Annotated in this window: 23 protein-coding genes; 13 read left to right on the top strand and 10 right to left on the bottom strand. The window is 45.5% G+C overall.

Annotated features, from left to right (window positions below; translation table 11 throughout):
• Positions 1-50 precede the first annotated feature (50 nt).
• Positions 51-779, top strand: a complete 729-nt coding sequence (locus FTU46_RS01355; RefSeq protein ID WP_144723540.1) for a TorF family putative porin — start codon at positions 51-53, stop codon at positions 777-779.
• Between the two features lie 46 nt (positions 780-825).
• Here FTU46_RS01355 and FTU46_RS01350 read toward each other — a convergent pair whose 3' ends face one another.
• Positions 826-2,313 (bottom strand): YifB family Mg chelatase-like AAA ATPase, encoded by a 1,488-nt coding sequence (locus FTU46_RS01350; protein WP_180104185.1) that lies wholly within the window; start codon positions 2,311-2,313, stop codon positions 826-828.
• 65 nt (positions 2,314-2,378) lie between these two features.
• Positions 2,379-2,606 carry an accessory factor UbiK family protein gene (locus FTU46_RS01345; RefSeq protein ID WP_180025476.1) on the bottom strand — a complete coding sequence of 76 codons (228 nt, stop codon included), beginning with the start codon at positions 2,604-2,606 and terminating at the stop codon, positions 2,379-2,381.
• Between the two features lie 278 nt (positions 2,607-2,884).
• On the opposite strand from FTU46_RS01345, the gene glnK reads away from it, so the two are divergent.
• The 7 genes from glnK (at position 2,885) to FTU46_RS01310 (ending at position 9,024) form a co-directional block, all read left to right on the top strand.
• A complete protein-coding gene (gene glnK, locus FTU46_RS01340; protein ID WP_004650081.1) occupies positions 2,885-3,223 on the top strand; it encodes a P-II family nitrogen regulator in 339 nt (112 codons plus the stop codon).
• 60 nt (positions 3,224-3,283) lie between these two features.
• On the top strand, positions 3,284-4,699 hold the full coding sequence (locus FTU46_RS01335; RefSeq protein WP_180053833.1) for an ammonium transporter: 1,416 nt from the start codon (positions 3,284-3,286) through the stop codon (positions 4,697-4,699).
• Between the two features lie 139 nt (positions 4,700-4,838).
• Complete coding sequence (gene nrdR, locus FTU46_RS01330) at positions 4,839-5,306, top strand: transcriptional regulator NrdR (protein ID WP_004787309.1); 468 nt, start codon at positions 4,839-4,841, stop codon at positions 5,304-5,306.
• Between the two features lie 2 nt (positions 5,307-5,308).
• Positions 5,309-6,397, top strand: a complete 1,089-nt coding sequence (gene ribD / locus FTU46_RS01325) for a bifunctional diaminohydroxyphosphoribosylaminopyrimidine deaminase/5-amino-6-(5-phosphoribosylamino)uracil reductase RibD (RefSeq protein ID WP_180048000.1) — start codon at positions 5,309-5,311, stop codon at positions 6,395-6,397.
• Complete coding sequence (locus tag FTU46_RS01320) at positions 6,394-7,686, top strand: DNA adenine methylase (RefSeq protein ID WP_034703433.1); 1,293 nt, start codon at positions 6,394-6,396, stop codon at positions 7,684-7,686. The genes ribD and FTU46_RS01320 overlap by 4 nt, the downstream gene beginning before the upstream one ends.
• Positions 7,687-7,709: 23 nt before the next feature.
• Positions 7,710-8,369, top strand: coding sequence for a riboflavin synthase (locus tag FTU46_RS01315; protein ID WP_180104184.1), 660 nt, complete (start codon positions 7,710-7,712; stop codon positions 8,367-8,369).
• 109 nt (positions 8,370-8,478) lie between these two features.
• Entirely contained in the window at positions 8,479-9,024 is a 546-nt protein-coding gene (locus FTU46_RS01310) for a VTT domain-containing protein (protein WP_004787301.1), read from the top strand.
• Positions 9,025-9,127: 103 nt separating this feature from the next.
• Here the strand turns inward: FTU46_RS01310 and FTU46_RS01305 are convergent, their stop codons facing one another.
• The 3 genes from FTU46_RS01305 to FTU46_RS01295 are packed head-to-tail and all read right to left on the bottom strand — an operon-like array spanning position 9,128 to position 11,617.
• Entirely contained in the window at positions 9,128-9,742 is a 615-nt protein-coding gene (locus FTU46_RS01305; protein WP_159123955.1) for a hypothetical protein, read from the bottom strand.
• 26 nt (positions 9,743-9,768) lie between these two features.
• Positions 9,769-10,176, bottom strand: a complete 408-nt coding sequence (locus tag FTU46_RS01300) for a DNA polymerase III subunit chi (RefSeq protein ID WP_179992212.1) — start codon at positions 10,174-10,176, stop codon at positions 9,769-9,771.
• On the bottom strand, positions 10,169-11,617 hold the full coding sequence (locus FTU46_RS01295) for a leucyl aminopeptidase (protein ID WP_180015001.1): 1,449 nt from the start codon (positions 11,615-11,617) through the stop codon (positions 10,169-10,171). The genes FTU46_RS01300 and FTU46_RS01295 overlap by 8 nt, the downstream gene beginning before the upstream one ends.
• A gap of 156 nt (positions 11,618-11,773) precedes the next feature.
• On the opposite strand from FTU46_RS01295, the gene lptF reads away from it, so the two are divergent.
• The 4 genes from lptF to FTU46_RS01275 all read left to right on the top strand — a co-directional run bounded on the left by lptF (position 11,774) and on the right by FTU46_RS01275 (position 16,815).
• The gene (lptF, locus tag FTU46_RS01290; protein WP_034703425.1) at positions 11,774-12,874 is read left to right on the top strand and encodes an LPS export ABC transporter permease LptF; all 1,101 of its coding nucleotides are present in this window, start codon (positions 11,774-11,776) and stop codon (positions 12,872-12,874) included.
• Positions 12,875-12,876: 2 nt separating this feature from the next.
• Positions 12,877-13,947, top strand: coding sequence for an LPS export ABC transporter permease LptG (gene lptG / locus FTU46_RS01285; RefSeq protein ID WP_179992210.1), 1,071 nt, complete (start codon positions 12,877-12,879; stop codon positions 13,945-13,947).
• Between the two features lie 124 nt (positions 13,948-14,071).
• On the top strand, positions 14,072-15,619 hold the full coding sequence (gene gpmI, locus FTU46_RS01280; protein WP_180104183.1) for a 2,3-bisphosphoglycerate-independent phosphoglycerate mutase: 1,548 nt from the start codon (positions 14,072-14,074) through the stop codon (positions 15,617-15,619).
• Between the two features lie 23 nt (positions 15,620-15,642).
• On the top strand, positions 15,643-16,815 hold the full coding sequence (locus FTU46_RS01275) for a S41 family peptidase (RefSeq protein WP_179992208.1): 1,173 nt from the start codon (positions 15,643-15,645) through the stop codon (positions 16,813-16,815).
• Here FTU46_RS01275 and FTU46_RS01270 read toward each other — a convergent pair whose 3' ends face one another.
• Genes FTU46_RS01270 through FTU46_RS01260 form a run of 3 tightly spaced genes read right to left on the bottom strand, consistent with a single transcriptional unit; the run spans position 16,816 to position 20,483 of the window.
• Positions 16,816-18,237 carry a sigma-54 dependent transcriptional regulator gene (locus tag FTU46_RS01270; RefSeq protein ID WP_180104198.1) on the bottom strand — a complete coding sequence of 474 codons (1,422 nt, stop codon included), beginning with the start codon at positions 18,235-18,237 and terminating at the stop codon, positions 16,816-16,818.
• A gap of 17 nt (positions 18,238-18,254) precedes the next feature.
• Positions 18,255-19,820 carry a PAS domain-containing sensor histidine kinase gene (locus FTU46_RS01265; protein ID WP_180011332.1) on the bottom strand — a complete coding sequence of 522 codons (1,566 nt, stop codon included), beginning with the start codon at positions 19,818-19,820 and terminating at the stop codon, positions 18,255-18,257.
• Positions 19,821-19,847: 27 nt separating this feature from the next.
• Positions 19,848-20,483: a response regulator gene (locus FTU46_RS01260; RefSeq protein ID WP_005233474.1), complete on the bottom strand. Its 636-nt coding sequence runs from the start codon at positions 20,481-20,483 to the stop codon at positions 19,848-19,850.
• A 216-nt stretch (positions 20,484-20,699) separates the two neighbouring features.
• Between FTU46_RS01260 and FTU46_RS01255 the strand changes: the two genes are divergently transcribed.
• On the top strand, positions 20,700-21,752 hold the full coding sequence (locus tag FTU46_RS01255; RefSeq protein ID WP_034703413.1) for a serine hydrolase: 1,053 nt from the start codon (positions 20,700-20,702) through the stop codon (positions 21,750-21,752).
• 59 nt (positions 21,753-21,811) lie between these two features.
• Here the strand turns inward: FTU46_RS01255 and thrC are convergent, their stop codons facing one another.
• Both thrC and FTU46_RS01245 read right to left on the bottom strand, forming a co-directional pair.
• Entirely contained in the window at positions 21,812-22,951 is a 1,140-nt protein-coding gene (gene thrC, locus FTU46_RS01250; RefSeq protein WP_104426956.1) for a threonine synthase, read from the bottom strand.
• A 57-nt stretch (positions 22,952-23,008) separates the two neighbouring features.
• Positions 23,009-24,313, bottom strand: a complete 1,305-nt coding sequence (locus FTU46_RS01245) for a homoserine dehydrogenase (RefSeq protein WP_005233480.1) — start codon at positions 24,311-24,313, stop codon at positions 23,009-23,011.
• Between the last annotated feature and the right edge of the window lie 111 nt (positions 24,314-24,424).

Raw genomic sequence — 24,424 nt, 5'->3', positions numbered from 1 at the left:
TTAATCAATGACCATAAAAAACGTCTCAGACGATCTGGGGGAGTCACACAATGAAATCAACATTAAAAGTATTATCTCTTGCTTTATTGGGCGCTGCATCTTCTTTTACTTTTGCTGAGGAACCGGCTGCTGAACATACGGTATCTGGAAATATCAGCGTACTTTCAAGCTATAACCTGCGTGGTATTACCAATACGCCAGAAAATAAGGGCGCTACTTTACAGGGGGGGCTGGACTACAATCATGCTTCTGGTTTCTATGCAGGCTGGTGGGGTTCGACATTAGACTATGGTGATGATTTGCCCAATGCCTTTGAAAATGATTTTTATGCGGGCTATAACGGTTCAATCAATGAAGACTGGGGTTATACAGCGGGTTTAACTTATTATTACTATTATGATATTGGCAATACAGGCTCAAATGGTTTTGAAACCATGCTGGGTCTGACGTACAAAGATTTTGGTGTGACTGCTCAAACATTGCTTGAAGATCTTGATTGGGGTAATGCAGGGGATACCTATCTAAAAGGCACCTATAGCTATGCACTGCCAAAAGATTTTAGTCTGGATACTGCACTTGGCCTATATATTTATGCCAAAGATGGCGACATAAAAGGAACAGAAAACAGTTTCGGTTTCCGTCATTTCGATATCGGTCTAAGCAAGCCACTTGCTGATACAGGCATCACCGCCAGCATGAATTATATTTTTGGTGGTTATAACCGTTTTGAAGATAAACAGAAAAATAAAGTGGTATTAGGACTAGGCTACAGCTTCTAATCTTTGGGGTTTAAAAAAGGCGACTTTAGGTCGCCTTTTTTATTGTTTACATGTGCTGCCCGCGATAAGACAAGGCTTCCGATAAATGTCCAGTCTGAATATCTGGACTTTGATTAAGATCGGCAATGGTACGGGCAACACGCAAAATGCGATGATAGCCTCGGGCTGACAAATTTAATTTTTGCTGCGCCAGTTCAAGCATATTCTGAGCAGACTGATCTAATGCGGCATATTGCTCTAGCTGCTTCGGACTAAGGCTCATGTTCAAGGCATTTTGCCGTTCGATCTGAATATTATAGGCGCTGATCACACGCTGTCTGACCGTTTCAGAGTTTTCGACAGGTTTATTGTCCTGTAATTCCTGTGCCTGTAAAGGTGGTACGTCAATATGCAGGTCAATCCGATCCAGTAATGGGCCAGAAATCCGGCTCTGATAACGCTTAATGCTTTCAGGTGAACATTGACAGCGGCTGTCCTGATTAAATGCATAACCGCATGGACAAGGATTCATGGCTGCCACCAGTTGAAAATTGGCTGGAAAAGTAATTTGCCGGGAAGCACGTGAGATTACAATTTCTTTGGACTCAAGCGGCTGACGTAATACTTCTAAAACCTTGCGGTCAAACTCAGGCAGTTCGTCTAGAAATAAAACGCCCAAATGTGCCAGTGTGATCTCTCCAGGTTTAGGATGTGAGCCACCGCCGACCAGTGCAATGGCAGACGCAGTATGATGCGGTGCCCGAAATGGCCGCTGGCCAAAGGGATGATTGGCATTGGCAATTGAATAGATACTAGCAACTTCCAGATTTTCCTGAGTATTTAAGGGAGGTAAAATACTGGCGAGGCGCGATGCTAATAAGGTTTTACCTGTACCAGGTGGGCCGCGGAACAGCAGGGAATGGCCACCTGCAGCTGCAATTTCCAAGGCACGTCGTGGTCGCAATTGTCCTTTCACATCCGCAAGATCAAATTTATAAAAAGAGTGCTGATCTAATGGACTGGTCTTAAACGGGGGCAAGGTTTCTGCTTGAGCCAGATGTGCACAGACTTCCTGTAAATGATTGGCAGCAAATACCTGAAAATCCGGAAGCTGAGAGGCTTCCTGAGCATTCGGACTAGGCAAGATCAGTTGATGCTGTGCCTGCTGGCAGGCGATTGCAATACTCAGGATTCCTGTTACAGGCCGCAATTGACCATCTAGGGCCAGTTCACCAATAAATTCAAGGTCATCTGTGCAATTTTCTGGAAGCTGCCCTGAGGCCACTAAAATTCCTAGCGCAATCGGCAAGTCCAAACGTGAGCCATCTTTAGGTAGATCGGCAGGTGCCAGATTAATGGTCAGGCGTTTGGTCGGAAACTGAAAGCCGCTATTCAGAATAGCTGATCGAACCCGATCCTTACTTTCCCTGACTGCGGCTTCAGGAAGCCCCACAATGGTGAGGGAAGGCATGCCAGAACTGACATGAACTTCGACTTCAATTAAAGGTGCATGCAGGCCTAACAGGCCTCGCGTATAAATTTTGGCAAAAGACATATTGTTGTTCCAATATAGTGCATTATTTTTATTGTTCTCGTGTCTTTTGTGCACTGTAGTTGTGCTTATTTTTTAATCGAGACTTTTTCTTCTAGCTCTTCGACTTGTTTTAGTAAAACATTTAAACGCTGATTGGCATTATTTAGGGCAGTGCGTTGACGTTCGAGCTCTTCTTTAGACACTAAATCCATTTTACTGACGGCTTCATTGAGCAGGGCACGCAGATTGTGCTCCAGGTCCTTTTTAGGCTGTTCAACTTGCTGCAAAATTGCTTGTAACAGGGTTTCAATCATAATCCGATCCATCGCCATATAAATGCGCGGACAGTGTAGCATTGCTGCAAGAGTGACTGACAGTATTTCAGATAAAATATAGGCTGCTTCGATTAGTAATATTGTAAAAATCCACATAAAAAATATCCAATTTATGCAGATTCCAATACGTTATAAGTATAAAATAAAAGAGCAAGAAACATCGTGCCGGGCTTTCTAATTTCCCCCGACCTTAGGAATCTTGGCATGAAATTTGAACATAAAACCTTACTGGTGAAATAAGCCGAAGGAAAACAAACATGAAGCTCGTAACTGCAATTGTAAAACCTTTCAAATTGGATGATGTGCGTGAAGCATTATCTGAAATTGGTGTTCAAGGCATCACTGTGACTGAAGTCAAAGGCTTTGGTCGTCAAAAAGGCCATACTGAACTTTATCGTGGTGCTGAATACGTTGTAGATTTCCTACCGAAAGTCAAAATTGAAATCGCAATCAGCGACGAAATGGTTGATTCGGTAATTGAATCAATTACTCGTGTTGCAAGCACTGGCAAAATCGGTGACGGAAAAATTTTCGTAACTAACTTAGAACAAGTCATCCGTATTCGTACCGGTGAAACAGGTGCAGACGCTGTTTAATTTGGCACGAAGTTTGCTGAGTACCTAATAACTCACAAAAAACATGGTTGGGGGATACGAATGAAAAAAATGCTAATGGCGTTCGGCTTGTCCAGCGCTCTTTTAGGTGGTTCTGTTGCGTGGGCTGAAGAGGCCGTAACAGCACCAACACCTACTGAAGAAGTCGCACTCGTTGCAGAGACTGGTGATACTTCACTTACAACAACAGACACAACTACAGCAGAGATTGCTGAAGTGGCGCCAGCTGAACCAGCAGTGCCTGCAGAAGAAGAAGCTACTCTCGATACTGGCGATACAGCCTGGATTCTCACTTCAACAGCCCTTGTATTACTGATGACCATTCCAGGTTTAGCCCTGTTCTATGGCGGTATGGTCCGTAAGAAAAACGTATTGGGAACCATGGCACACAGCTTTGTTGCTGCAGCCGTAGTCAGTATTGCCTGGGTCGTGATTGGCTATACATTGGCCTTTGGTGAAGGAAATGCCTTTATCGGCAGTTTGGACAAGCTCATGCTGGCTGGAATAACCACCGATGCGCTTTCAGGCACAATTCCTGAAATCCTGTTCGTGATCTTCCAAATGACGTTTGCCATTATTACGGTTGCCATCATCAGCGGTTCGATTGCTGAGCGTATGAAGTTTGGTGCTTTTGTGGCATTCATTGCACTCTGGGTGATTCTGGTGTATGCACCAATTACTCACTGGGTCTGGGGCGGCGGCTGGTTAGGCAACGACGGTGCGCTTGACTTTGCTGGTGGTACAGTCGTTCACATCAACTCAGGTGTAGCGGGTCTGGTTGCAGCCTACATGCTTGGTAAACGTATGGGTCTTGGCCGTGAATCAATGGCGCCACATAACCTGACTTTAACTGTAGTCGGTGCAAGCTTACTTTGGGTAGGCTGGTTCGGCTTCAACGGTGGTTCAGCATTGGGTGCAAATGGTTCTGCAGGTTATGCGCTGATCGTAACTCAAGTTGCAGCAGCGGCAGCAGCGATCTCTTGGTTAATTACTGAAAAAGTAGTACGTGGTAAAGCATCTGTATTAGGTGGGGCTTCTGGTGCGGTAGCAGGTCTGGTGGTAATTACTCCAGCAGCTGGTTTCGTGACTGTCGGTGGTGCGCTGGCAATGGGTCTGATCGGTGGTGTGGTATGTTTCTGGGGTATTACTGCTCTGAAACGTACACTGAAAGCTGATGATTCTCTGGATGCCTTTGGCCTGCACGGTGTGGGTGGTATCGTTGGTGCGATTCTGACAGCATTCTTCGCAAGCGAATTCATCATGGGTGATGCTGCTCCAGCAAATGTAATGAGCCAACTTTGGGTTCAAGTTGAAGGTGTACTTGCAACCATCGCTTACTCTGCAGTATTAACTTTCGTGATTCTTAAAGTGATTGATCTGATCATCGGTATCCGTGTTTCTTCTGATGATGAACGCATGGGTCTGGACTTGAGTCAACATGGCGAACGCGTAGAATAATCTGCTAAAACAATAATCAATATATTGTGTAAAACAGCCCATCTGGGCTGTTTTTTTTCTATATATTGCGTAAAACTCTACAAAGTTTAGAATTTTTGCTACACTCGGAAATCATCAGGATTTGTTCAATTAAACCGCTATGCATTGCCCATTTTGCAATACACCAGACAGTAAAGTGATTGATTCACGCCTGGCCGCTGAAGGTTGCCAGATTCGCCGCCGTCGTGAATGCGTCAGTTGTAATGAACGCTTTACCACCTTTGAAAGTTATGAAGTGGTGATGCCGCGTGTCATCAAATCTGATGGCAAGAATGAACCCTTTGATGAAGCCAAATTACGCCGTTCCCTGATGCATGCCTTGCAGAAACGTCCTGTGACTCAAGAACAGATTGAAACGGTGCTCAGTGATATCCAGTTGCAGATTCGCCGTCTGGGTGAGCGTGATGTGAAATCACGCACGATTGGTGAAATTGTCATGCAATCTCTATTTGCACTTGATCATGTCGCTTATGTCCGTTTTGCTTCGGTCTATCAGGATTTCCAGGATGTCGAAGCCTTTCGTCGTCAGATTGAACAGATGCAGCAACGCGGTGAGTTTCAAGAATAAGCATGACTGAACTCACTCAAGATCAAATCTGGATGCGCCGTGCCATCGAACTGGCACGTCAGGGGCAGTACTCCACCAAACCGAATCCGAATGTCGGCTGTATCATTGTCAAAGATGGCGTAGTCGTGGGTGAAGGTTTCCATCCTAAAGCCGGTCAGCCTCATGCGGAAGTCTTTGCCATGCGTCAGGCAGGCGAACAGGCACGTGGCGCAACAGCATATGTGACTTTGGAACCTTGTGCCCATTATGGCCGTACACCGCCGTGTGCCAAAGGATTGGTTGAAGCAGGCGTAGCTAAAGTGATTGTGGCTTGTCCTGATCCGAATCCACTGGTCGCTGGCAAGGGTGTGCAAATCCTGAAAGATGCCGGAATCGACGTTGAAGTCGGCATTTGTGAAGATGAAGCGCATCCGCTGAATGATGGCTTTCTGAAAGCCATGGCGACTGGGATGCCTTATGTGCGTTTGAAAATTGCATCGAGTCTGGATGGCCGTACGGCTATGGCATCCGGTGAATCGAAATGGATTACCGGTCCTGAAGCCCGTCAGGATGTCCAGCACTGGCGTGCCATTTCTGGCGCAGTGATTACCGGGATTGAAACTGTATTGGCTGATGACTGTCAGCTCAATGTCCGTAGCCTGAAAGGTATGAATGACATCAGCACGGTAGTTCAGCCCAAACGGATTATTCTGGATCGCCAGGGGCGTTTACCCCTCACTACCAAGATTTTGGAGACTCCAGAAACGGTGATGGTGATGGGGCCTTATCGTCAGGAGCTGGCTGATCTGGGTGTGATCCAATTCGAAATTCAGCCTTTAAAAGAATTATTACAGCAACTGGTTCAGCAGCATCAGATATATGATGTGCTGGTTGAAGCAGGTGCGACTTTATCTACTGCATTTTTACAGGCAGGGCTGGTGGATGAACTCATCAGTTATGTTGCACCGACTTTATTGGGGCAAACTGCGCGTAGTATGTTCAATGCAGAATTCAGCCGAATGGCAGAACAACTTCGATTCAAGTTGCAGGACGTGACCCGTTTGGGTGATGACGTGCGCTTCAGGTTAATTCCCTCTCAAGAGACACTATGAATTCAGAGTCTACGGTTTACCACAAACGTCGCCATGCGGCACGTACCACAGATGAATATCTTTTCCATCAGCTGGTTCCTTATCTGGGGAACAAACGCCGTTTACTACACTTAATTCTGGAAGCACTTGAGAGCACGGGAACCCTAAAACGTGAAGATGGCCGTGCGCCGATTTTTGCCGATTTTTTTGCAGGTTCCGGGGTGGTTTCACGTCTGGCCCGTCAGAATGGCTATCGGGTGATTGCCAATGACTGGGAACCCTATAGTCATGCACTCAATCATGCAGTTTTAGCTTGTACTGAAGCACCTGCCTTTAAAGAGCTCGGTGGCTATCAGAAAGCGATTGATTATCTGAACCGTTTGCCTGAAGTTAAAGGCTGGGTGACACATAACCTGTGTCCGCGTAATGATGAGATTTATGATCCGACCCGAGACCGTTTGTTCTTCAAACGCCGTAACGGCATGCGTATCGATGCCATCCGTCAGCAGATTGCCACCTGGCAGGCTCAAGGTGCGATTGATGACGTGGAAATGAGTGCTTTGCTGGCACCGCTGCTCTATTCAGCCAGTTTTGTCAGCAATACCTCAGGTGTATTTAAAAGTTTCCATCATGGTTGGGGCGGTAAAACCCAGACTGCACTAGAACGCATTGAATCACTACTTTGGTTAACGCCAAGCCGTTTCTGTGAAGATGCTAAGCATCAAGGACCTGCCGCAGAAATGTGGTGTGTGGATGCCCAACACTTAGCCAATCAGATGAGTGGTTTTGAAGTCGATGTGGCTTATCTGGATCCACCGTATAACCAGCATGCCTATAGTAGTAACTATCATGTACTCAATGCTTTAACGCTGTGGGATCAGGTGGATTTACCGACTCCAGACACTAAAGGCTTCAAGAGCGGGATTGACCGTGCATGGCGTAAAGAACGTCCAAGTCAGTACAACTCATCCAAGCATGCCAAAGAAGCCTATGAAACTTTGTTGGCGACCATTAATGCGCGTTTTATCCTGACCAGTTATTCAACCGATGGTAATATCAGTGCCACAGATTTGCTGCAGGCCAACCTGAAACGTGGCCGTGTAACCTTGCTCACTCAGGATGTGCCACGTTATCGTGTCAGTAAGCAGCGCCAGTCTGAACGTGCACGCGTATTGGAATTTATTGTAATTACCGACACGCATGCCAAGTCAGGTCCACCAATTCGTCAGTTACTGAGCCAGTTGCATCATTATGCTGAGCTGGGCGGTGTGGATACGACCGGCGTGAGCACCCAATTGGCCTTGTGGTAAGCGCAGAGAAAAAGGAAATAAAGATGTTTACAGGTATTATTGAAAGTCTGGGCAAGGTCGAGAGCTTGCAAAGCGTTGGCGGTGATGTACGCTTACGCATCCAGACGGATCTGGATATGTCCGATGTACATCTGGGTGACTCGATTGCCACCAATGGCATCTGTCTGACCGTAATTGACTGGGGTGAGAACTGGTATGCTGCAGACGTATCACGTGAAAGCCTGGACCGGACTACACTGGCTAACTGGAAAGTCGGCCAACCTGTAAATGTCGAAAAGGCAATGCTGCCAACTACACGCTTTGGCGGACATATTGTCTCTGGTCATGTCGATGCGGTTGGTGAAATTACAGTAGTACGTTCCGATGCCCGTTCCATTTATTTTGAAGTGACTGCACCAAAAGAAATTGCCAAATATTTGGCAGAGAAGGGCTCTATAACAGTAGATGGTATCAGCCTGACCATTAACTACTTGCGTGGTAACATCCTTAGTCTGAATCTGATTCCACATACAGCCGAACGTACCAATATTAGTACCTGGAAGTTAGGCACTAAAGTCAATCTGGAAGTGGATGTACTGGCGCGTTATATCGAGCGTTTATTGCTTGGTGACAAGGCCGCAGAAACTACAGAACAGTCTAAAATCAGCATGGAATTCTTAGCCGAAAATGGCTTTTTGAAATAAATCCGCTGAGCAATTACCAGACAGTCTAATTGAAAAATTAGACTGTTTTTTTATTTTTCGGGATAATACGTAGCTCAACTCGCGATTTTAGCCCCAGTGGACAGGTCGAATGCTCGATTTTTTACTTCATCTTGAACAGTCTTTACCTCTATTGCTGGAGCAGTATGGGGTGTGGATCTATGCAATTTTGTTCCTGGTGATTTTTGCGGAAACAGGTTCGCCATTTTTTTTCTTTTTGCCCGGTGACAGTCTGTTGATTGCCGTCGGTGCGCTGTGTTCCAGCTCCGATCTGATTACCTTACACTCCATGGGTTTATTGCTGCTGATTGCTTCGATTCTGGGTTATACCGTGAATTATTATTCAGGCAGGGTGCTCGGATTAAAATATTTCAATGAGCATTCACGGTTTTTCAAACCCGAATATATGGTCAAAACCAATCATTATTTTATGAAACATGGCGGCAAGACGATCTTAATTGCGCGTTTTATTCCCTTTGTACGTTCCTTCGGTCCTTTTGCGGCAGGTTCTGGCCATATGAGCTTTGCAACTTTCAGTTTTTATAATGTGACTGGGGGAATTCTCTGGATTAGCACTCTGCTAGGGGCTGGCTATCTGCTTGGCAATACCGCATTTTTACTGGCTGACTTGTTTTAATTTTAAAGCAGATTTTATAGTTTGATGGAATAAACTAACCAAGACAGGGGATGGATTAGGCTGAAAAATAAAAAGAATCTTTTCAGCCAACTGACGATCAACTTTACTCAGCCAGATCAGAATTTTTCAGAATATAGTCAATTTCTTCTTTGGCTGCAGCGCGTAATTTCTCACGCAGTGCATTGACGGTTTGTTCAATCACAGTTTCTGCTTCGAGTTCCAGACGTAACCGTAAGCTTTCCAGCTCAGATAAAATCTGGGTATCGTCGATATTTAGGCGACCTTTGGCAAAGTCGAGCACCTGATCCGGATTTTTCTGATAACGTGCGGCATAATCCTGAACCTCAGTATCTAGCATATGACGCATTTCAGCCAGCTTCCGGGTCTGCTCGGCAAATTTTCGCTCTTCATCACGGCGTAGCTGTTCGGCATAGGCTTGCTCTTCAGCACGTTTTTCGGCTAAGGCTTTTTCGAGTGCCCGTTGTCTGCGAATACGTGCTTCTTCAATCAGTTCGGCCTTGCGCTGTGCATACGCTGCTTCAATTTTACGCTCAGACTCTTTCTGTAACTGCTGGTCGCGAACGAGCCATTCTTCTACAGCAGTTTCAGGCTTAAGTACTTCACAGATGCGCGAGAGGTCATCGATAAAGGTCTGACGTACAGCCTCAGGCGTGTTTAACCAGCGCTGTTTAAAATCTGGACCTACATTTAATGCCACTTGCATCTCCTTGTTCACGTGATTACTTAGAGCTTAAAGGTATTTGGCTGAATGCCAAAGCGACGATATTGTTTATATTTCTCACGTCCCAGCTGTTTAGCCGGTTCATTGTTTTCAATAATCTCAATAATGTGACTAAATTTCGCATCAGGTTCAAGTGCTTCCGGATTAAAATTAAAAATAATCCAGCCAGGCTGCTCTGGTAATTGAGCCGATATACAAACGGTCGCATCTGGCTGATCGATTCCATGCGGAATAAAGCTGGCAGGATCAAAGTTCCATAGCTTTTCATCCAGTTCCTGCTGTAAGGCAGGATCGGCACACAGCAGCCAGATACGCTCTGGCTGACGCAAAATTTTACGGCATAAACGACAAGTGCTGTCCACTTGTCGTTCAGGGCTTTTTTCAAATAAATAAAAGCTGACCTTAGCCATGCTTTTGAACGCGATTAGCCAGGAATTGCATTAATAGAGGTACTGGACGGCCAGTTGCGCCTTTATTTGGACCTGAATTCCATGCAGTACCTGCAATATCCAAGTGAGCCCAGCGATATTCACGCGTAAAACGTTGCAGGAAGCATGCAGCTGTTACAGAACCGGCTTTAGGGCCACCAATATTGGCAATATCAGCAAATGGTGAATCCAGTTGTTCCTGATAGTCGTCCAGTACTGGCATGCGCCATACACGGTCAAATGCATTTTGGCCGGCGGTTTCAAGCTCTGCAGCCAGCTCATTGTCTGGCGTAAACATACCGGTCAAGACTGAACCTAAGGCCACTACACAAGCACCGGTTAGAGTTGCAATATCAATCACCAGGGCAGGGTTGAAGCGTTTCACATAAGTTAGCGCATCACAGAGTACCAGACGGCCTTCAGCATCAGTATTTAAAATTTCAACAGTTTGACCACTCATGGTGGTTACGATGTCACCTGGACGGGTGGCTTTGCCCGATGGCATATTTTCCGCTGCAGCAATCGCACCTACCACATGAATTGGTAAACGAGATTCGCATAGTGCACGAAGCGTGCCCAGAACGGAAGCTGCACCGCACATATCGTATTTCATTTCATCCATGCCAGCGCCTGGTTTTAATGAAATACCGCCGGTATCAAAAGTAATGCCTTTACCCAGTAATACAACTGGTGCTTCTTCACGATGAGCCAGATATTCAATTGTAATAATACGGCCTGGACGGTCTGAACCTTTGCTAACTGCAAGGAAGGCACCCATACCAAGGTCAGCCATTTGCTGTTCATTAAGTACAGTTACTTTAAGCAGGTCCGGATATTGAGCCGCCAGCGCTTGCGCCTGTTCTGCCAGATATTCTGGGAAACAAATATTGCCAGGACGATTACCCAGATCACGCGCCAGATTCTGACCAGTCTGAATGGCCTGAATCAATTGCAACTGTTCAGCTGTTAGCGGAGTTTCGGCAGCGATGAAATCAATCTGCTGCAGAATAAATTCGTTCTTTTTTGACTTGTATTCGTCATAGCCGTAGCTGGCTTGAGTTAAAGCCAATGCAAACAGATAGTGCAATTCTTGTGGAAGTTGTGTCAGATCAACAGAAATCTGTTTGAATTTTTTTTGAGAGCCTTTAATAATGGCTTGGGCAATTTTCGCCAGTTTTCCCGCTTGTAATTCGGCAGTCTTGCCGAGGCCGATCAGGGCCGCATGCTGAGACTGGCTGACCTGTCCAATCAGGCTTAAACTTTCTGCCAGACCAGCCTTGAATTGAGATGCTTCAATTAATGTATCTAGGCTGTTGATTTGGTATGTTGATGCAGCGCTCTGAATCTGTTCTGAGTCGACTAAAATCAACAAAGATTGACTTGATCCATTCTCTGGGAATGACGTATTAATTGTAAGGTTCATATCTTGTTTTCACGCCTGTTTAGATTTGCAAATCATTCAAGCATTGAAACATTTATCCGAATAGATTTTCAATGGGCAGAGCCACCTAGGTTTTATATTTTTGCTATTCGGGTAAACTAGCACTCGTTTTATGGAGCTCATTTTGGAAGAACTAATTTGATTATTCGGCGTTATCTGGTCAAGCAAGTGGTATCGACCTCCTTGGTGGTGATTGCCTTACTGACCCTTATCATGATGGGCGGTCGTTTGATCAAGTATTTTGGTGTGGCCGCACAGGGGCGTCTGGATGCTGGAATCCTGTTCAGCATCATTGGTTATCGTTTGCCTGAATTCCTGACCTTGATTCTTCCACTTGGGTTCTTTATTGGCTTAATGCTGGTCTTTGGTCGTCTCTATGTTGATCATGAGATGGCGGTCTTAAATGGTAGCGGAATTAGCCGGCATCAGCTGGCACGTCTTTTGATTCCGATGACTTTGGTCTATCTCCTTGCACAAGGCTTTCTCATGTTGTGGGCTTCACCGTGGGGGATTCGACAGTTCGAAGCCTTGACCAGTGAGCAGGCAGTACGAACCGGCTTTGATCTGGTTCGGCCCAAAGAATTTATCTCTTCCGGACCTTATACCATTTATGCCGGAGATCTATCCGAAGATCGCAAAAACCTGAAAGATATCTTCTTCTATCAGCGTGCGGAAAAAGAAGGCAAGCCAGATGTGATGATTCTGGCGCAGGAAGCGACCCGAATTGAAATGCCGAATGATGCGGCCAATGTGGTCGATCTCGTCAATGGCCGCCGCTATGAAATTTATCCAGGCACGCCGCAATATACCCAGGCTGAATTTGAAAGCTATCGTTTACGGATCGAAAGTGATAAAGAAGCAGAACTGGCCAGTGATGAAGTCGAGGCCTTGCCGACCGGACAGCTTTGGAAAAACCGTCAGGATCCGGTGGTAGCCAGTGAGCTTGGCTGGCGTGTCTTTGTACCATTTGCCATTGTAATTGCCCTGATTTTGTCTGTAGCCCTGTCTGAAGTGAGCCCACGTCAAGGTCGCTATCTCAAATTATTCCCGGCACTGATGATCTTTGCCAGCCTGATCGTCGCCCTGATGGCGATCAAAACCCGGGTCAGCAAGGCGGAAATGGGCATTTGGGCTTATCCATTGGTTCTGATCATATATGCCATAGCCGGTGCATTGTTCTCACGTAAACAGAATTTGGCGCCAAAAATTAAAAAACGGATTCAGCGAGTGAGGTCTTAACAATGTTAGCACGTCGTATAGTTGCCAAACATGTGACCGGAACCACCGCGCTGGCGATGCTTGGGGCAACCGCTGTTCTTTCAGGTCTGCAGGTCTTATTTACGTATTTAGGTGAATTGGGTTCCCTGAAAGAAGGCTATGGTGCCTGGGATGCCTTGAAATATGTACTCTGGGGGGCACCGAATTATCTTTATGAAATCCTGCCAATTTCGGCACTGATTGGCGCGGTACTCGGTTTAGGTACATTGGCTTCCAATAGTGAACTGATCATAATGCGTTCAGTCGGAGTCAGTCTGTGGCGGATTGTCGGCTGGGTGATCCGTTCAGCATTGCTATTGGTCGTATTATCGTTTGCCCTGAGTGAGTGGGTGATTCCATATACCAATGAACAGGCCAAAGCAGTCAAAAGCTATAACAAGCCGGTAAAAATTGGTGAAGTGAAAGGTTACTGGACGCGTGAGGGTAATCGCTTTATCTATATTGATTATGCCAACGCCAAAGGCCAGCTGAAAAATGTACAGATGCTGGACTTTGATGATAATTACCGTCTGCAGGGTACTCTGGATGGCAAACAGGGTGAGTTTGTCAAAGATGGGGCCTGGAAACTAGATAGCACAGAACAGTTTGATATTTTACAAAATGGCAATGCGACACTAGTACAGCATGATGAGCAACCACTGGCTTTGGCCTTGCAGCCGAAATATGTGCATATGGTGACGATTGATCCGGAAGATTTATCGCCAAGCCAGCTGGTGAGCTTTATGAGCTATATGCATGAATATAGTCAGGTACCTAAAACCTATCAGCTGGCTTTCTGGCAGAAAGTCGGTTCGCCATTTGCCCTGATTGCGCTGGTAGTGATTGCCTGTTCATTTATCTTTGGACCATTGCGTCAGCAATCGATGGGCTTCCGTTTGGTGATTGCGTTATTCGCAGGGTTAGGCTTCTTCTATCTGCAGGATTTTCTCGGTTATGCCAGTCTGGTCTATGCGCCGTCACCGGCATGGTTTGTATTTATTCCTATTTTGCTGATGTTTGCTATTGGCGGCTACTTGCTCCATCGGGCCCGCTAAACTACAGGAAAATAGAAGAAATCAATCGCAACAAGAGGCTTAAACCATCGTCTGGTCATGGCCTCTTTTTGCAAAATTCGGTAAACTAGAGCGATTAATTCGTAGACGAAAAGAGTATTTCATTATGACGGATGCAACTGCTGGCAAAATCCCTCACGTTTTGGTGATTATGGATGGTGTGGGTCATCGCGAAGCGGTCGAAGACAATGCGTTTTTAGCGGCTAAACGACCAAATTTAACTGCTATACAGGAAAAGCATCCGCATGGTTTGATCTCAGGTTCAGGTGAAGATGTCGGCCTGCCTGATGGTCAGATGGGGAACTCTGAAGTCGGTCATATGAATCTTGGTGCTGGCCGTGTGCTGTATCAGGACTTTACCCGTATTACCAAAGATATCCGTACTGGGGCTTTCTTCGAACATGAAGTGCTGGTAGATGCGGTTGAGAAAGCCAAAGCAGCAAATGGCGCAGTCCACATTATGGGTCTGTTGTCTGAAGGCGGTGTGCACTCACACGAAGATCATATCGTGGCGATGGCTGAACTGGCTTTAAAACGCGGTGCTCAGGTTTATCTGCATGCGTTTCTCGATGGCCGTGATACACCACCAAAAAGTGCGCAACCCTCTTTAGAAAAACTGGATGCATTATTTGCTCAATATCCGGGCCAGGGTCGTATTGTCAGCATGATCGGTCGTTATTTTGCCATGGACCGTGACAACCGTTGGGATCGTGTAGAGCAAGCGTATCGTCTGCTGACTGAAGGTGAAGCAATGCGTACTGCAGCTACTGCAGTTGAAGGTCTGGAACAGGCTTATGCTGCAGAGGAATCAGATGAATTCGTAAAAGCGACTCGGATTGGCGACACTGTGAAGATTCAGGATGGCGACAGCGTCGTATTCATGAACTTCCGTGCTGACCGTGCCCGTGAATTGACTCGTGCCTTTGTTGAAAAAGATTTTGCCGGTTTTGAACGTAAGGTTGTACCGAATCTGGCGAAATTCGTAATGTTGACCCGTTATCAGGCGACCATTGATGCACCAGTAGCCTATATGCCAGAAGCGCTGGTAAATTCTTTAGGTGAGTATCTGTCGAACCTGGGTAAAACTCAGCTACGTATTGCAGAAACCGAGAAATATGCGCATGTAACGTTCTTCTTTAGCGGTGGCCGTGAAGATGAATATCCAGGTGAAAAACGTATCCTGATCCAATCTCCAAATGTTGCGACTTATGACCTGAAACCGGAAATGAGTGCCTATGAAGTAACAGATGAACTGGTGGCAGCGATCAATTCAGGCGAGTTTGACCTACTGGTTGTGAACTATGCCAATGGTGATATGGTCGGCCATACTGGTGTATTTGATGCAGCAGTGAAAGCCGTTGAAGCCGTGGATACTTGCTTAGGCCGAGTTTATGAAGCTGTGATGGCGAAAAAAGGTCATATGATTATTACTGCAGACCATGGTAATGTGGAGCAGATGCAGGATTATCAGAGCGGTCAAGTGCATACCCAGCATACCACTGAACTGGTTCCATTTATCTATGTGGGTCCAAGCTCTGCAACAATCGCAGAAGGTGGCGTATTGGCTGATGTCGCACCAACCCTGCTGAACTTGATGCAAATTCCGGTACCAGCTGAAATGCAGGGTCGCAATCTTATTGAGCTGCACGCTTAATCTTTTATAAAACAGGTCTAAGAATGATAAAAACACATGGCAAGTCTGTAGTCTTATCCTGCTTACTGATGTGTTTGAGTCATTCCGCATGGAGTGCTGTTTCGACCGAGATGGCACTCGATGAACTGGAAATGGATGAACAGGTCTATAATGAAATTCCTGTTACATCCATCCAGGAATTTGTTCAGATTTATGGCATCGTCAAAGATAATTATATTCAAGACAAAAATGACGATGTGCTTTTCCAGCAAGCCATTCAAGGTTTGGTGAGTGGCCTGGACCGCTATTCCCGCTATTTATCTCCTGAAGACTATAAACAGCTGCGTGAATATACTGAAGGTGATCTGGCCAGTATTGATTTTGATCTGCATTTTAATCCACAGCTAAAACAATGGATGGTACAAGGCTTAAGTCTGGATGCTGATTCTGCCAAACAAGGCCTTCGCAATGGTGTCACAGTTTATAAGATTGATGATCAGGTCTTGAGTGCGCTGAAACGTGAGCAAGTGCGAGATTTATTAACCGGTGCCATTGGCTCTACTTTAACGCTCCAGCTTTCTGCGCAAAGTGTACCGATTACACTGGTCCGCAATACCAAAGTGGATACCGAGATTAAATCGACCTTACACAGCAATCAGGTTCTGGTGCTGCAGGTCAAAGTCTTCCAGCAGGATACCGCTAATGAAATCAAACGGATTATTGAAAGTTATTCAACCAATCGACTGAAAGCGGTGCTATTTGACCTGCGTAATAATCCGGGTGGTTTATTGTCTGCAGCCGTTGAATCGGCAGATTTATTTCTGAATCAGGGCATTATTGTTTCGACCAAGAGCCGTTCTGAAGGTAATCAGCAATTTCAGGCACTTCCAGGAATTGAATTTCAAAATCTGAAAGTCGGGATTCTAATCAATAACCGTTCGGCTTCCGCTGCAGAAGTATTTACTGCTGCTCTGAAAGAACATAATCGTGCCTGGGTGGTAGGGGAAAAGAGCTATGGCAAAGGGGTGGTGCAGAAACTGTTTCCTTTGAGCAATGGCTCTGCTTTGCAGATGACTGTATCGCAATACTTTAGCCCGAGCGGCAATATGATTGAAGGACAGGGGATTCAGCCACATTTCACCTATCCTCTCGGTCAGGATGCGCGTGAGGAGAGCTATCTGGATCACGTCACAGACTTGCTGCTCCTGCAGAAATAATTATTCCTCTTCTTCGGTATCCAGTCCGAATTTTTTCAGACGATAACGTAAAGAGCGAAACGACATACCGAGTTTTTTGGCGGCCAATGTACGATTCCAATGCGTCAGATTCAAAGCATTCAGCAGAATTTCTTTTTCAATCTTTTCTAAATACAGTTCCAGACCTTCCTCGGGGAGTTTCTTGGGAATAATGATCTGATCCGTAGATGAGGTCGGCTCTGCCAGATTTGCCGTTTCTGATTGGACGGATACCGTATGACGCAGTGGAGCAGTTTGCAGATGCTGAAGATCAATCTTGTCTTCATCACTCAAAGTAATGGCACGTTCAATGATATTGCGCAGTTCACGCACATTGCCCGGATAATATTGCTCCAGTAAAAATTCCTTGCTCCGTTCCGCCAGTTTTTTCGCAGGAATCTCCCATTCCTGACAGATCTTTTGAACAAAATGCTCAGCGAGGAGCAGAATATCCTGACCACGCTCACGCAGTGGTGGTAAGACCAGATCCATCACATGAATACGGAAAAACAAATCCTGACGGAATTTGCCTTGTTGTACCAGCGCATCGAGATCCTGGTGGCTGGCACTAATGACACGGAAATCGACATCAATTTCAGTATCGGAACCGACGGGACGAATGCGTTTTTCCTGGACGGCACGTAACAGTTTAACCTGCATAGATAGCGGTAATTCGGCGATTTCATCTAAGAACAAACTACCTCCATGGGCAGACTGAATTAGTCCTTGTTTGTCCTGAGTCGCGCCAGTAAAGCTGCCTTTCTTGTGGCCAAACAGTTCACTTTCCATTAATTCAGTCGGGATTGCACCGCAGTTAATCGCAATAAAAGGTCCTTCATTGCGGTTACTAAGACGATGGACCAGATTGGCCACCACTTCTTTCCCGGTCCCTGATTCACCAGTAATAAATACCGGAGCTTGAGAACGGGCAATTTTTTTCAAGGTGACCCGCAATTGCTGAATAGGCAGAGATTGTCCAATCAGCAATTTATGTTCTAATGAATCATTGGAATTATTCTGATAATAGTCTACTGGTTTATTCAGTGCTTTTTGCAGCAGTTGTTCCAGATGCTTTTGATTGATCGGTTTGCTAACAAAGTCAAATGCACCTGCCTTGAGTGCAGCAATAGCAATATCCATATTGCCATAAGCCGTTAGAACAGCTACCGGAAGGTGAGGGGAATGCTGGTTAATCCAGTCCAGTAATTGCAGACCATTGCCATCAGGAAGATTTAGATCTGTCAGACAGGCATCATATTGATGATCCCTAAGACATTTTTTTGCATCTTCCAGACGATGAGCAATATGCGTACGGATTCCCATGCGCATCAATGACATTTGCATGAGGGTACATAGATCTTCCTCATCATCCACCAATAAAACCAGTGGTTGTTGTTCCACAATATTTCCCCTTATTCCTTTTATGCTGTCACACGTTGACAGCTAATCCGAAAGCATGCGCCCTGTTCTTGTGAAATGTAGTTGAGTTGTGCCTGATTGGCTTCACAAAAACTGTGTGATAAATATAGTCCGAGTCCCGTTCCATGGATAGACGTGCTGAAAAAAGGTTTAAATAATAATTCCTGATCATGGGTGGCAACACCAGAGCCAAAATCCCGGACATCTATCCATACCTTATGTTCATATGGGTGAATATTCAATTGAATATGGGACGAATCCGGTGAATTATGACGGATAGCATTACGAATCAGGTTAATTAGAATCTGACGTAACTGGGCCTCATCAAACTGAATTGCCAGTGGTACATCAATATTAAATTGAATCTGGTCCGCCACATCTGCTAAATCTTCCTGAATAAACAGTGGTATAAATTCATTCAGCTGAATTACGACTGGATGGGTTTCTTTATTCTTCACCATATTCAGGGTGTCCTGAATAATCCGGTCAATCCGGGTGGCCTGTCGGCTAATCATCTGATGCAGAACTTGTTGCTGTTCAGGTTCAGAATCGAGATAAAGATCATTGGCCTGTACAATGGCAGCCAGAGGATTGCGAATTTCATGGGCAATACTGGCGGAAAGCTGGCCTAGAGCAGCAAGCTTTAACTGTTGCACCTGCTGATTAAGTTTGCGGGCATCTTGCAGCACGAGGAGAGTCAGAGTCTGGTGCGGCACAATCAGCTTTTGTACCTGCACGTGAATATTATAACGACTCTGCTGGGATTCAAATTGAAACCGCTCGCCATTTTCCAGATTTTCAAAACGGATCAGTTCAAACAGGTCATTTTGAGATTGGTATAACGAAAATCTTTCATGGGCATACATTGGCTCAATGCCGAGCAGATGACAGGCAGCCGGATTACTGAGCACCACATGGTAATTCTCATCTAAAACCAGATAGCCGGTTTCAATCTGTTCCAGAATATAGCGGTTAATATTCTGTAAGCGATATAGTTCCAGCGATTGAGAAAAATTCAGGTTTTCCAGAATCTGAAAGCGCCGTACCGCAATTTGTCCTGAGCCATAGACGACAAAAAACAAAAAGGCCAGCAGGGCACTATTCCCGATATTGGTAAGCGAGGAAAAGGCAAAAATACTGCCGATAAAATGCTGATAGATGATACTAATCACCGCAATCAGGGTGATGATCAGGGCCTTCTTGGCATCGAGCAATAATGAGGCTGAAAAAATGGTAATAACAAAAATCAGTCCGAGATGGACGTTTGGACCCTGACTGGCCAAGGTCAATAAACTGAGAAAAAAGACATCGCTGGCAAAAATCAGAATGAACTGCGGCTGAATCAGGCGCTTTACCCATCTCAGCGTAAACAGCTGCACAGTATTGACGGCGACGCTAATCATTAAGGCATAGTGATAGAGTTTAGGATACTGATAATCTGTAGTCATATCAGGATAAGTCAGCAGAAAAATCAGCAACAGACCCGTGCTGATAATCAGGCGGTAGGCGCTATACCATAGGCCCAGATGATATTGATTCAGTTCAGAATAACTGGATGTTTGCGCCATAGGAACCGCATTAAGCAGAGGGTTAAATTAAGGTTTAATCAGGCCATAGCGCATTGCAAGATGGGTTAGTTTAACATCACTATCGATATTCAGTTTTTCGAAGATCCGGTAACGGTAAGTATTAACTGTTTTAACACTTACAAACAGCTTGTCGGCAATTTCCTGCGCGCTGATACAGTTCACTACCATCATGGCTACCTGCATTTCACGTTCAGACAGTGCGTCAAAAGGAGATTGCTGGGTATCGGACAGGTAAGAACTCGCCAGCTGTTCAGCAATGTCGGCACTGAAATATTTACCGCCTTGCATGACTTTATTGATGGCACGGACCATCTCTGATACAGGTGCACCTTTGGTGATATAACCTTTGGCACCTGCTTTCAATAATAGTGAAGGATAAGGTTCTTCAGCCAGGCCACTGACCGCAAGAACTTTGGTTTCAGGAGCAGTCTGTAGCAAACGGCGTGTGGTTTCTACACCACCGATACCTGGCATGTTGACATCTAACAGAACCACATTGGGATGATGCTGACGGACGAGGGTAATTGCTTCTTCACCAGATTCAGCCTGTCCAATCACCTGAACATCCGCATGGTCTTCCAGCATTCTGCAAATTCCAGTACGAACTAATTCATGGTCGTCGACAACTAAAACTGTGATCACCTAGACTCTCCCTCATTAAAAAATCATTTTTTTGTTACATAAAGCAAAATAAGCTTGCAATGAAACTACAAAATTAGCAATCCTATTCGCAGATTAAATCTGAAACTTATCACATAGTGTCAAGAACAAAAAATGTTCGGCATTGTGTTTAAATGTAAGGCATATTAGAGGTAATACGCAAATCAATCTTACCTCTGTTAGTTGAGTGAAGGAATAGTGAAGAAAATAAACAAGTCTTTAAGGCATCTACTCGGCCTGTCCGTGTTAATCAGCATGAGCACGACAAGTTTTGCTGAAATCATTATGAATTCTGGCACAACAGAGGGCGGATCCAGCATCAGCTGGTCTTCTGATGAAGTCAATCAGCTCATGAATGATAATTTGAGCGTATCTGCTGCAGAACCTTCACCACCAGGTTCAGCAACTGTTACGACGACGATTCGTCAGGGCGGCGCACCAGCACCAGTACCGACAAAACCTGTGCAGATTATTGATAATAGTCATTTTATTAATCAACCTGCTGTAAGTGCGCGTGCAGCTCTGGTGATGGATTCACAGACAGGTGAAGTGTTATTCAGTAAAAATACCAATAATGCTTACCCGATTGCGTCGATTACCAAATTGATGACTGCAGTAGTGATTTCAGATGCGCGTTTGAATATGTCTGAAAAAATTACCCTGCAACAGGCTGATTTTTCCTGTGCAGGCTGTAAGAGCTCAAGTTCTACCTTAAGAGCCGGGGACAGCATGAATCGTGCTGAAGCCTTATTATTTGCTTTGATGAAGTCTGAGAACCCGGCTGCAGCTGCATTGGCGCGTACTTATCCAGGCGGTCGTGCAGCCTTCATTGCGAAGATGAATGCCAAAGCTAAAGAGCTGGGCATGAATTCAACCCACTATATGGAATCTACTGGCCTGCATCCTGGCAATGTGTCTTCTGCACGTGATTTGGGGATTCTGGTCAATACCGCTTCACAGTATGGCCTGATCCGTCAATTCTCTACCACTGCCAGCTATGATTTCAACCTGGGTTACCGTGTATTGAAATCTAACAACACCAATTCACTGGTGCGTAATGGTGGCTGGAATATCAATCTGTCTAAAACCGGTTATATTAATGAAGCAGGACGTTGTGTCGTCATGCACACCACCTTGAATAACCGTCCTGTGGTGGTCGTGGTATTAGGTGCGGATTCAACTGCTGCACGTACCAATGATGCGACTCGTCTGATGACTTGGGTATCTAGCCTGCCTAAACAACGTGTTTAATCTTTTTTAAGCGCCTATAAAAAGCCCTGCAATTGCAGGGCCTTTTATTTCAATCTAAATTACATATTAGAAAGAATTGATTCACGAACCTGTTCTAAAGTTGCGTCAATTGAAAGCATTACGGCATCAGAACATTGTTTGATCGCAGTATCCGGATCTTTCAGACCGTTACCAGTTACAGTACACACGATCACAGAACCTTCAGCAATTTTACCTGCTTTAATGTCACGGATTGCGCCACCGATTGAAGCTGCAGATGCAGGTTCTACGAATACGCCTTCATACATAGAAAGAAGACGTTGCGCTTCCAGAATCTCGGCATCAGTCAGTTCATCGAACCAGCCTTTAGAATCACGAACAACCGCTTTCGCATGGTTCCAGCTTTGTGGATTACCGATACGGATTGCAGTTGCAACAGTCTCAGGATTTTCAACAGGTGCACCACGAAGGAAAGGTGCAGCACCAGAAGCCTGGTAACCTACCATTGTTGGCAGACCTTCAGGTTTAGGACCAGTGAAGGCATCAGTAGCAGCGTCGTAAACCACTTGCTCAAACTCGCCAGCAGGCTGATTTGCAACCGCTTCGGTATAACCCATCCAGTGCGCAGTAATGTTACCCGCATTACCTACAGGCAGGCAGTGGTAATCTGGTGCACGGCCCAATTCATCCACGATTTCGTAAGCAATGGTTTTTTGACCTTGCAGACGGTATGGGTTGATTGAGTTCACGATAGTGACAGGTGCTTTGTCAGCGATTTCTTTTACCAGACGCATACCGTCATCGAAGTTACCGCGGATTTGCATGGTGATCGCACCATACATCATCGCTTGCGCCATTTTACCCATCGCAATTTTGCCTTCTGGGATTAAAACAAACGCCTTGATACCTGCACGCGCTGCATAAGCTGCTGCAGCTGCTGACGTATTACCTGTAGAAGCACAGATAATCGCTTTAGAGCCTTCTTCAACCGCTTTTGTTACCGCCATGGTCATACCACGGTCTTTAAATGAACCAGTCGGGTTTAAGCCCTCGTACTTCACATAAATTTCAACATTTTTGCCAATAATGCGCGGAATATTCGCAAGCTTAATCAGTGGCGTGTTACCTTCACCCAGAGAAACGGCTTTAGTAGTTGCAGACACTGGTAAACGGTCGCGATAGCGGTCAACTAAACCAGTATAACGATTGGCATTCGACATGATGATGTTCCAATTGTGTGTAGAGCTTGGCAAGGGGAGAGTGTCCCCTCGACCCGATTAATTATCAAGCGATTCTAAACGAATTCGTACAATTTCGCCATGAATGACAGGAAGAGCTTGAATTTGTTTTAACGCTTCATCCATTTTCGCTTCCTTGACTGGATCAGTCAGGATCACGATAGGAATAAGATCTTTCAGACGTGACTGCTGCAGAATTGCATCAATACTGATGCCTTCGCGGCTTAGAATAGAGGTTACTTCAGCCAGTACTCCGGTTTGATCTTCAGCATTGATCCGGATGTAGTATCCAGTCGTCATTTCTTCACGTGGCAGGATTGGCAGGTCACTTAAGCTTTCAAAAGCCAGTTGCGGAATTGTACCAGCACCATCTTCAGTATAAGAAATATCACGTACGATATCCACGACATCTGCGACTACTGCAGAAGCTGTAGGACCTGCACCCGCACCTGCACCGTAATACAGTGTAGGACCAACCGCATTGGCCTGAACCAGAACTGCATTTTTCACACCATTCACATTAGCGATCAATTGCTCTTCAGGAATCAGGGTAGGGTGTACACGGAGTTCAATACCGGTTTCAGCACGACGCGCAATACCGAGGTGTTTGATACGGAAGCCTAAGTCTTCAGCATATTTCACGTCTTGTGCAGTAATTTTGCTAATGCCTTCAGTAAAGACTTTATCAAACTGCAACGGAATACCAAAAGCAATAGAGGCCAGTAATGTCAGTTTGTGTGCTGCATCGATGCCTTCTACATCGAAGGTTGGATCTGCTTCTGCATAACCCAGTTCTTGCGCTTCTTTCAGTACATCAGCAAAGGCACGGCCTTTATCTCGCATTTCAGTCAGGATAAAATTGCCTGTACCGTTGATGATGCCAGCCAGCCAGTCAATCTTGTTGGCTGCCAGACCTTCACGCATCACTTTAATAATTGGAATGCCGCCAGCTACCGCTGCCTCGTAAGCAATTTGCACAGCGTTGTCATCGGCAAGTTTGAACAGTTCATTTCCATGTTCAGCCAATAGGGCCTTGTTGGCAGTTACGACCTGTTTGCCATGCAGAATGGCTTCTTTAATCACTTCATAAGCAGGGTGAATACCGCCCATGACTTCAACCACCACATCTACATCAGGTTGACGTACGATATCGAGCAGATCTGCACTTTGTTTGACTGATTCAGGTAGATCCAGATCAGGACGCGGGCGACGCGTACCAACATGGGTAATTTGAATTTCACGACCGGTGCGACGTTTAATCTCAGCAGCATTTTCTTTTAATAGTTTAAGGGCACCACCACCCACAGTACCAAGACCGAGGATTGCCAGACGAACTGGTTTCACGTCACACTCCAAATATAAACAGTTTTTTACGAGAGCCTAGATCATAGCTAAAAAAGCGGCCTGACTCTAGGGTCATTTCAGAATATCTTCATCTATAAAATAAAGTTAAAT

This window comes from Acinetobacter sp. YH12108 (assembly GCF_013419055.1).
Taxonomy (GTDB): domain Bacteria; phylum Pseudomonadota; class Gammaproteobacteria; order Pseudomonadales; family Moraxellaceae; genus Acinetobacter.
The sequence above is the reverse complement of the archived record's forward strand: the minus strand, read 5'-3'. Positions and strand labels throughout refer to the sequence as shown.

Excerpts from the sequence above, each read along its gene's own strand:
- FTU46_RS01300 (WP_179992212.1), bottom strand. The coding sequence starts at position 10,176 with ATGGCTAAGGTCAGCTTTTATTTATTTGAAAAAAGCCCTGAACGACAA.
- FTU46_RS01345 (WP_180025476.1), bottom strand. The coding sequence starts at position 2,606 with ATGATTGAAACCCTGTTACAAGCAATTTTGCAGCAAGTTGAACAGCCT.
- nrdR (WP_004787309.1), top strand. The coding sequence starts at position 4,839 with ATGCATTGCCCATTTTGCAATACACCAGACAGTAAAGTGATTGATTCA.
- FTU46_RS01335 (WP_180053833.1), top strand. The coding sequence starts at position 3,284 with ATGAAAAAAATGCTAATGGCGTTCGGCTTGTCCAGCGCTCTTTTAGGT.
- FTU46_RS01310 (WP_004787301.1), top strand. The coding sequence starts at position 8,479 with ATGCTCGATTTTTTACTTCATCTTGAACAGTCTTTACCTCTATTGCTG.
- FTU46_RS01350 (WP_180104185.1), bottom strand. The coding sequence starts at position 2,313 with ATGTCTTTTGCCAAAATTTATACGCGAGGCCTGTTAGGCCTGCATGCA.
- FTU46_RS01320 (WP_034703433.1), top strand. The coding sequence starts at position 6,394 with ATGAATTCAGAGTCTACGGTTTACCACAAACGTCGCCATGCGGCACGT.
- FTU46_RS01355 (WP_144723540.1), top strand. The coding sequence starts at position 51 with ATGAAATCAACATTAAAAGTATTATCTCTTGCTTTATTGGGCGCTGCA.
- glnK (WP_004650081.1), top strand. The coding sequence starts at position 2,885 with ATGAAGCTCGTAACTGCAATTGTAAAACCTTTCAAATTGGATGATGTG.
- gpmI (WP_180104183.1), top strand. The coding sequence starts at position 14,072 with ATGACGGATGCAACTGCTGGCAAAATCCCTCACGTTTTGGTGATTATG.
- thrC (WP_104426956.1), bottom strand. The coding sequence starts at position 22,951 with ATGTCGAATGCCAATCGTTATACTGGTTTAGTTGACCGCTATCGCGAC.
- FTU46_RS01265 (WP_180011332.1), bottom strand. The coding sequence starts at position 19,820 with ATGGCGCAAACATCCAGTTATTCTGAACTGAATCAATATCATCTGGGC.
- lptG (WP_179992210.1), top strand. The coding sequence starts at position 12,877 with ATGTTAGCACGTCGTATAGTTGCCAAACATGTGACCGGAACCACCGCG.
- ribD (WP_180048000.1), top strand. The coding sequence starts at position 5,309 with ATGACTGAACTCACTCAAGATCAAATCTGGATGCGCCGTGCCATCGAA.
- FTU46_RS01315 (WP_180104184.1), top strand. The coding sequence starts at position 7,710 with ATGTTTACAGGTATTATTGAAAGTCTGGGCAAGGTCGAGAGCTTGCAA.
- FTU46_RS01295 (WP_180015001.1), bottom strand. The coding sequence starts at position 11,617 with ATGAACCTTACAATTAATACGTCATTCCCAGAGAATGGATCAAGTCAA.
- FTU46_RS01275 (WP_179992208.1), top strand. The coding sequence starts at position 15,643 with ATGATAAAAACACATGGCAAGTCTGTAGTCTTATCCTGCTTACTGATG.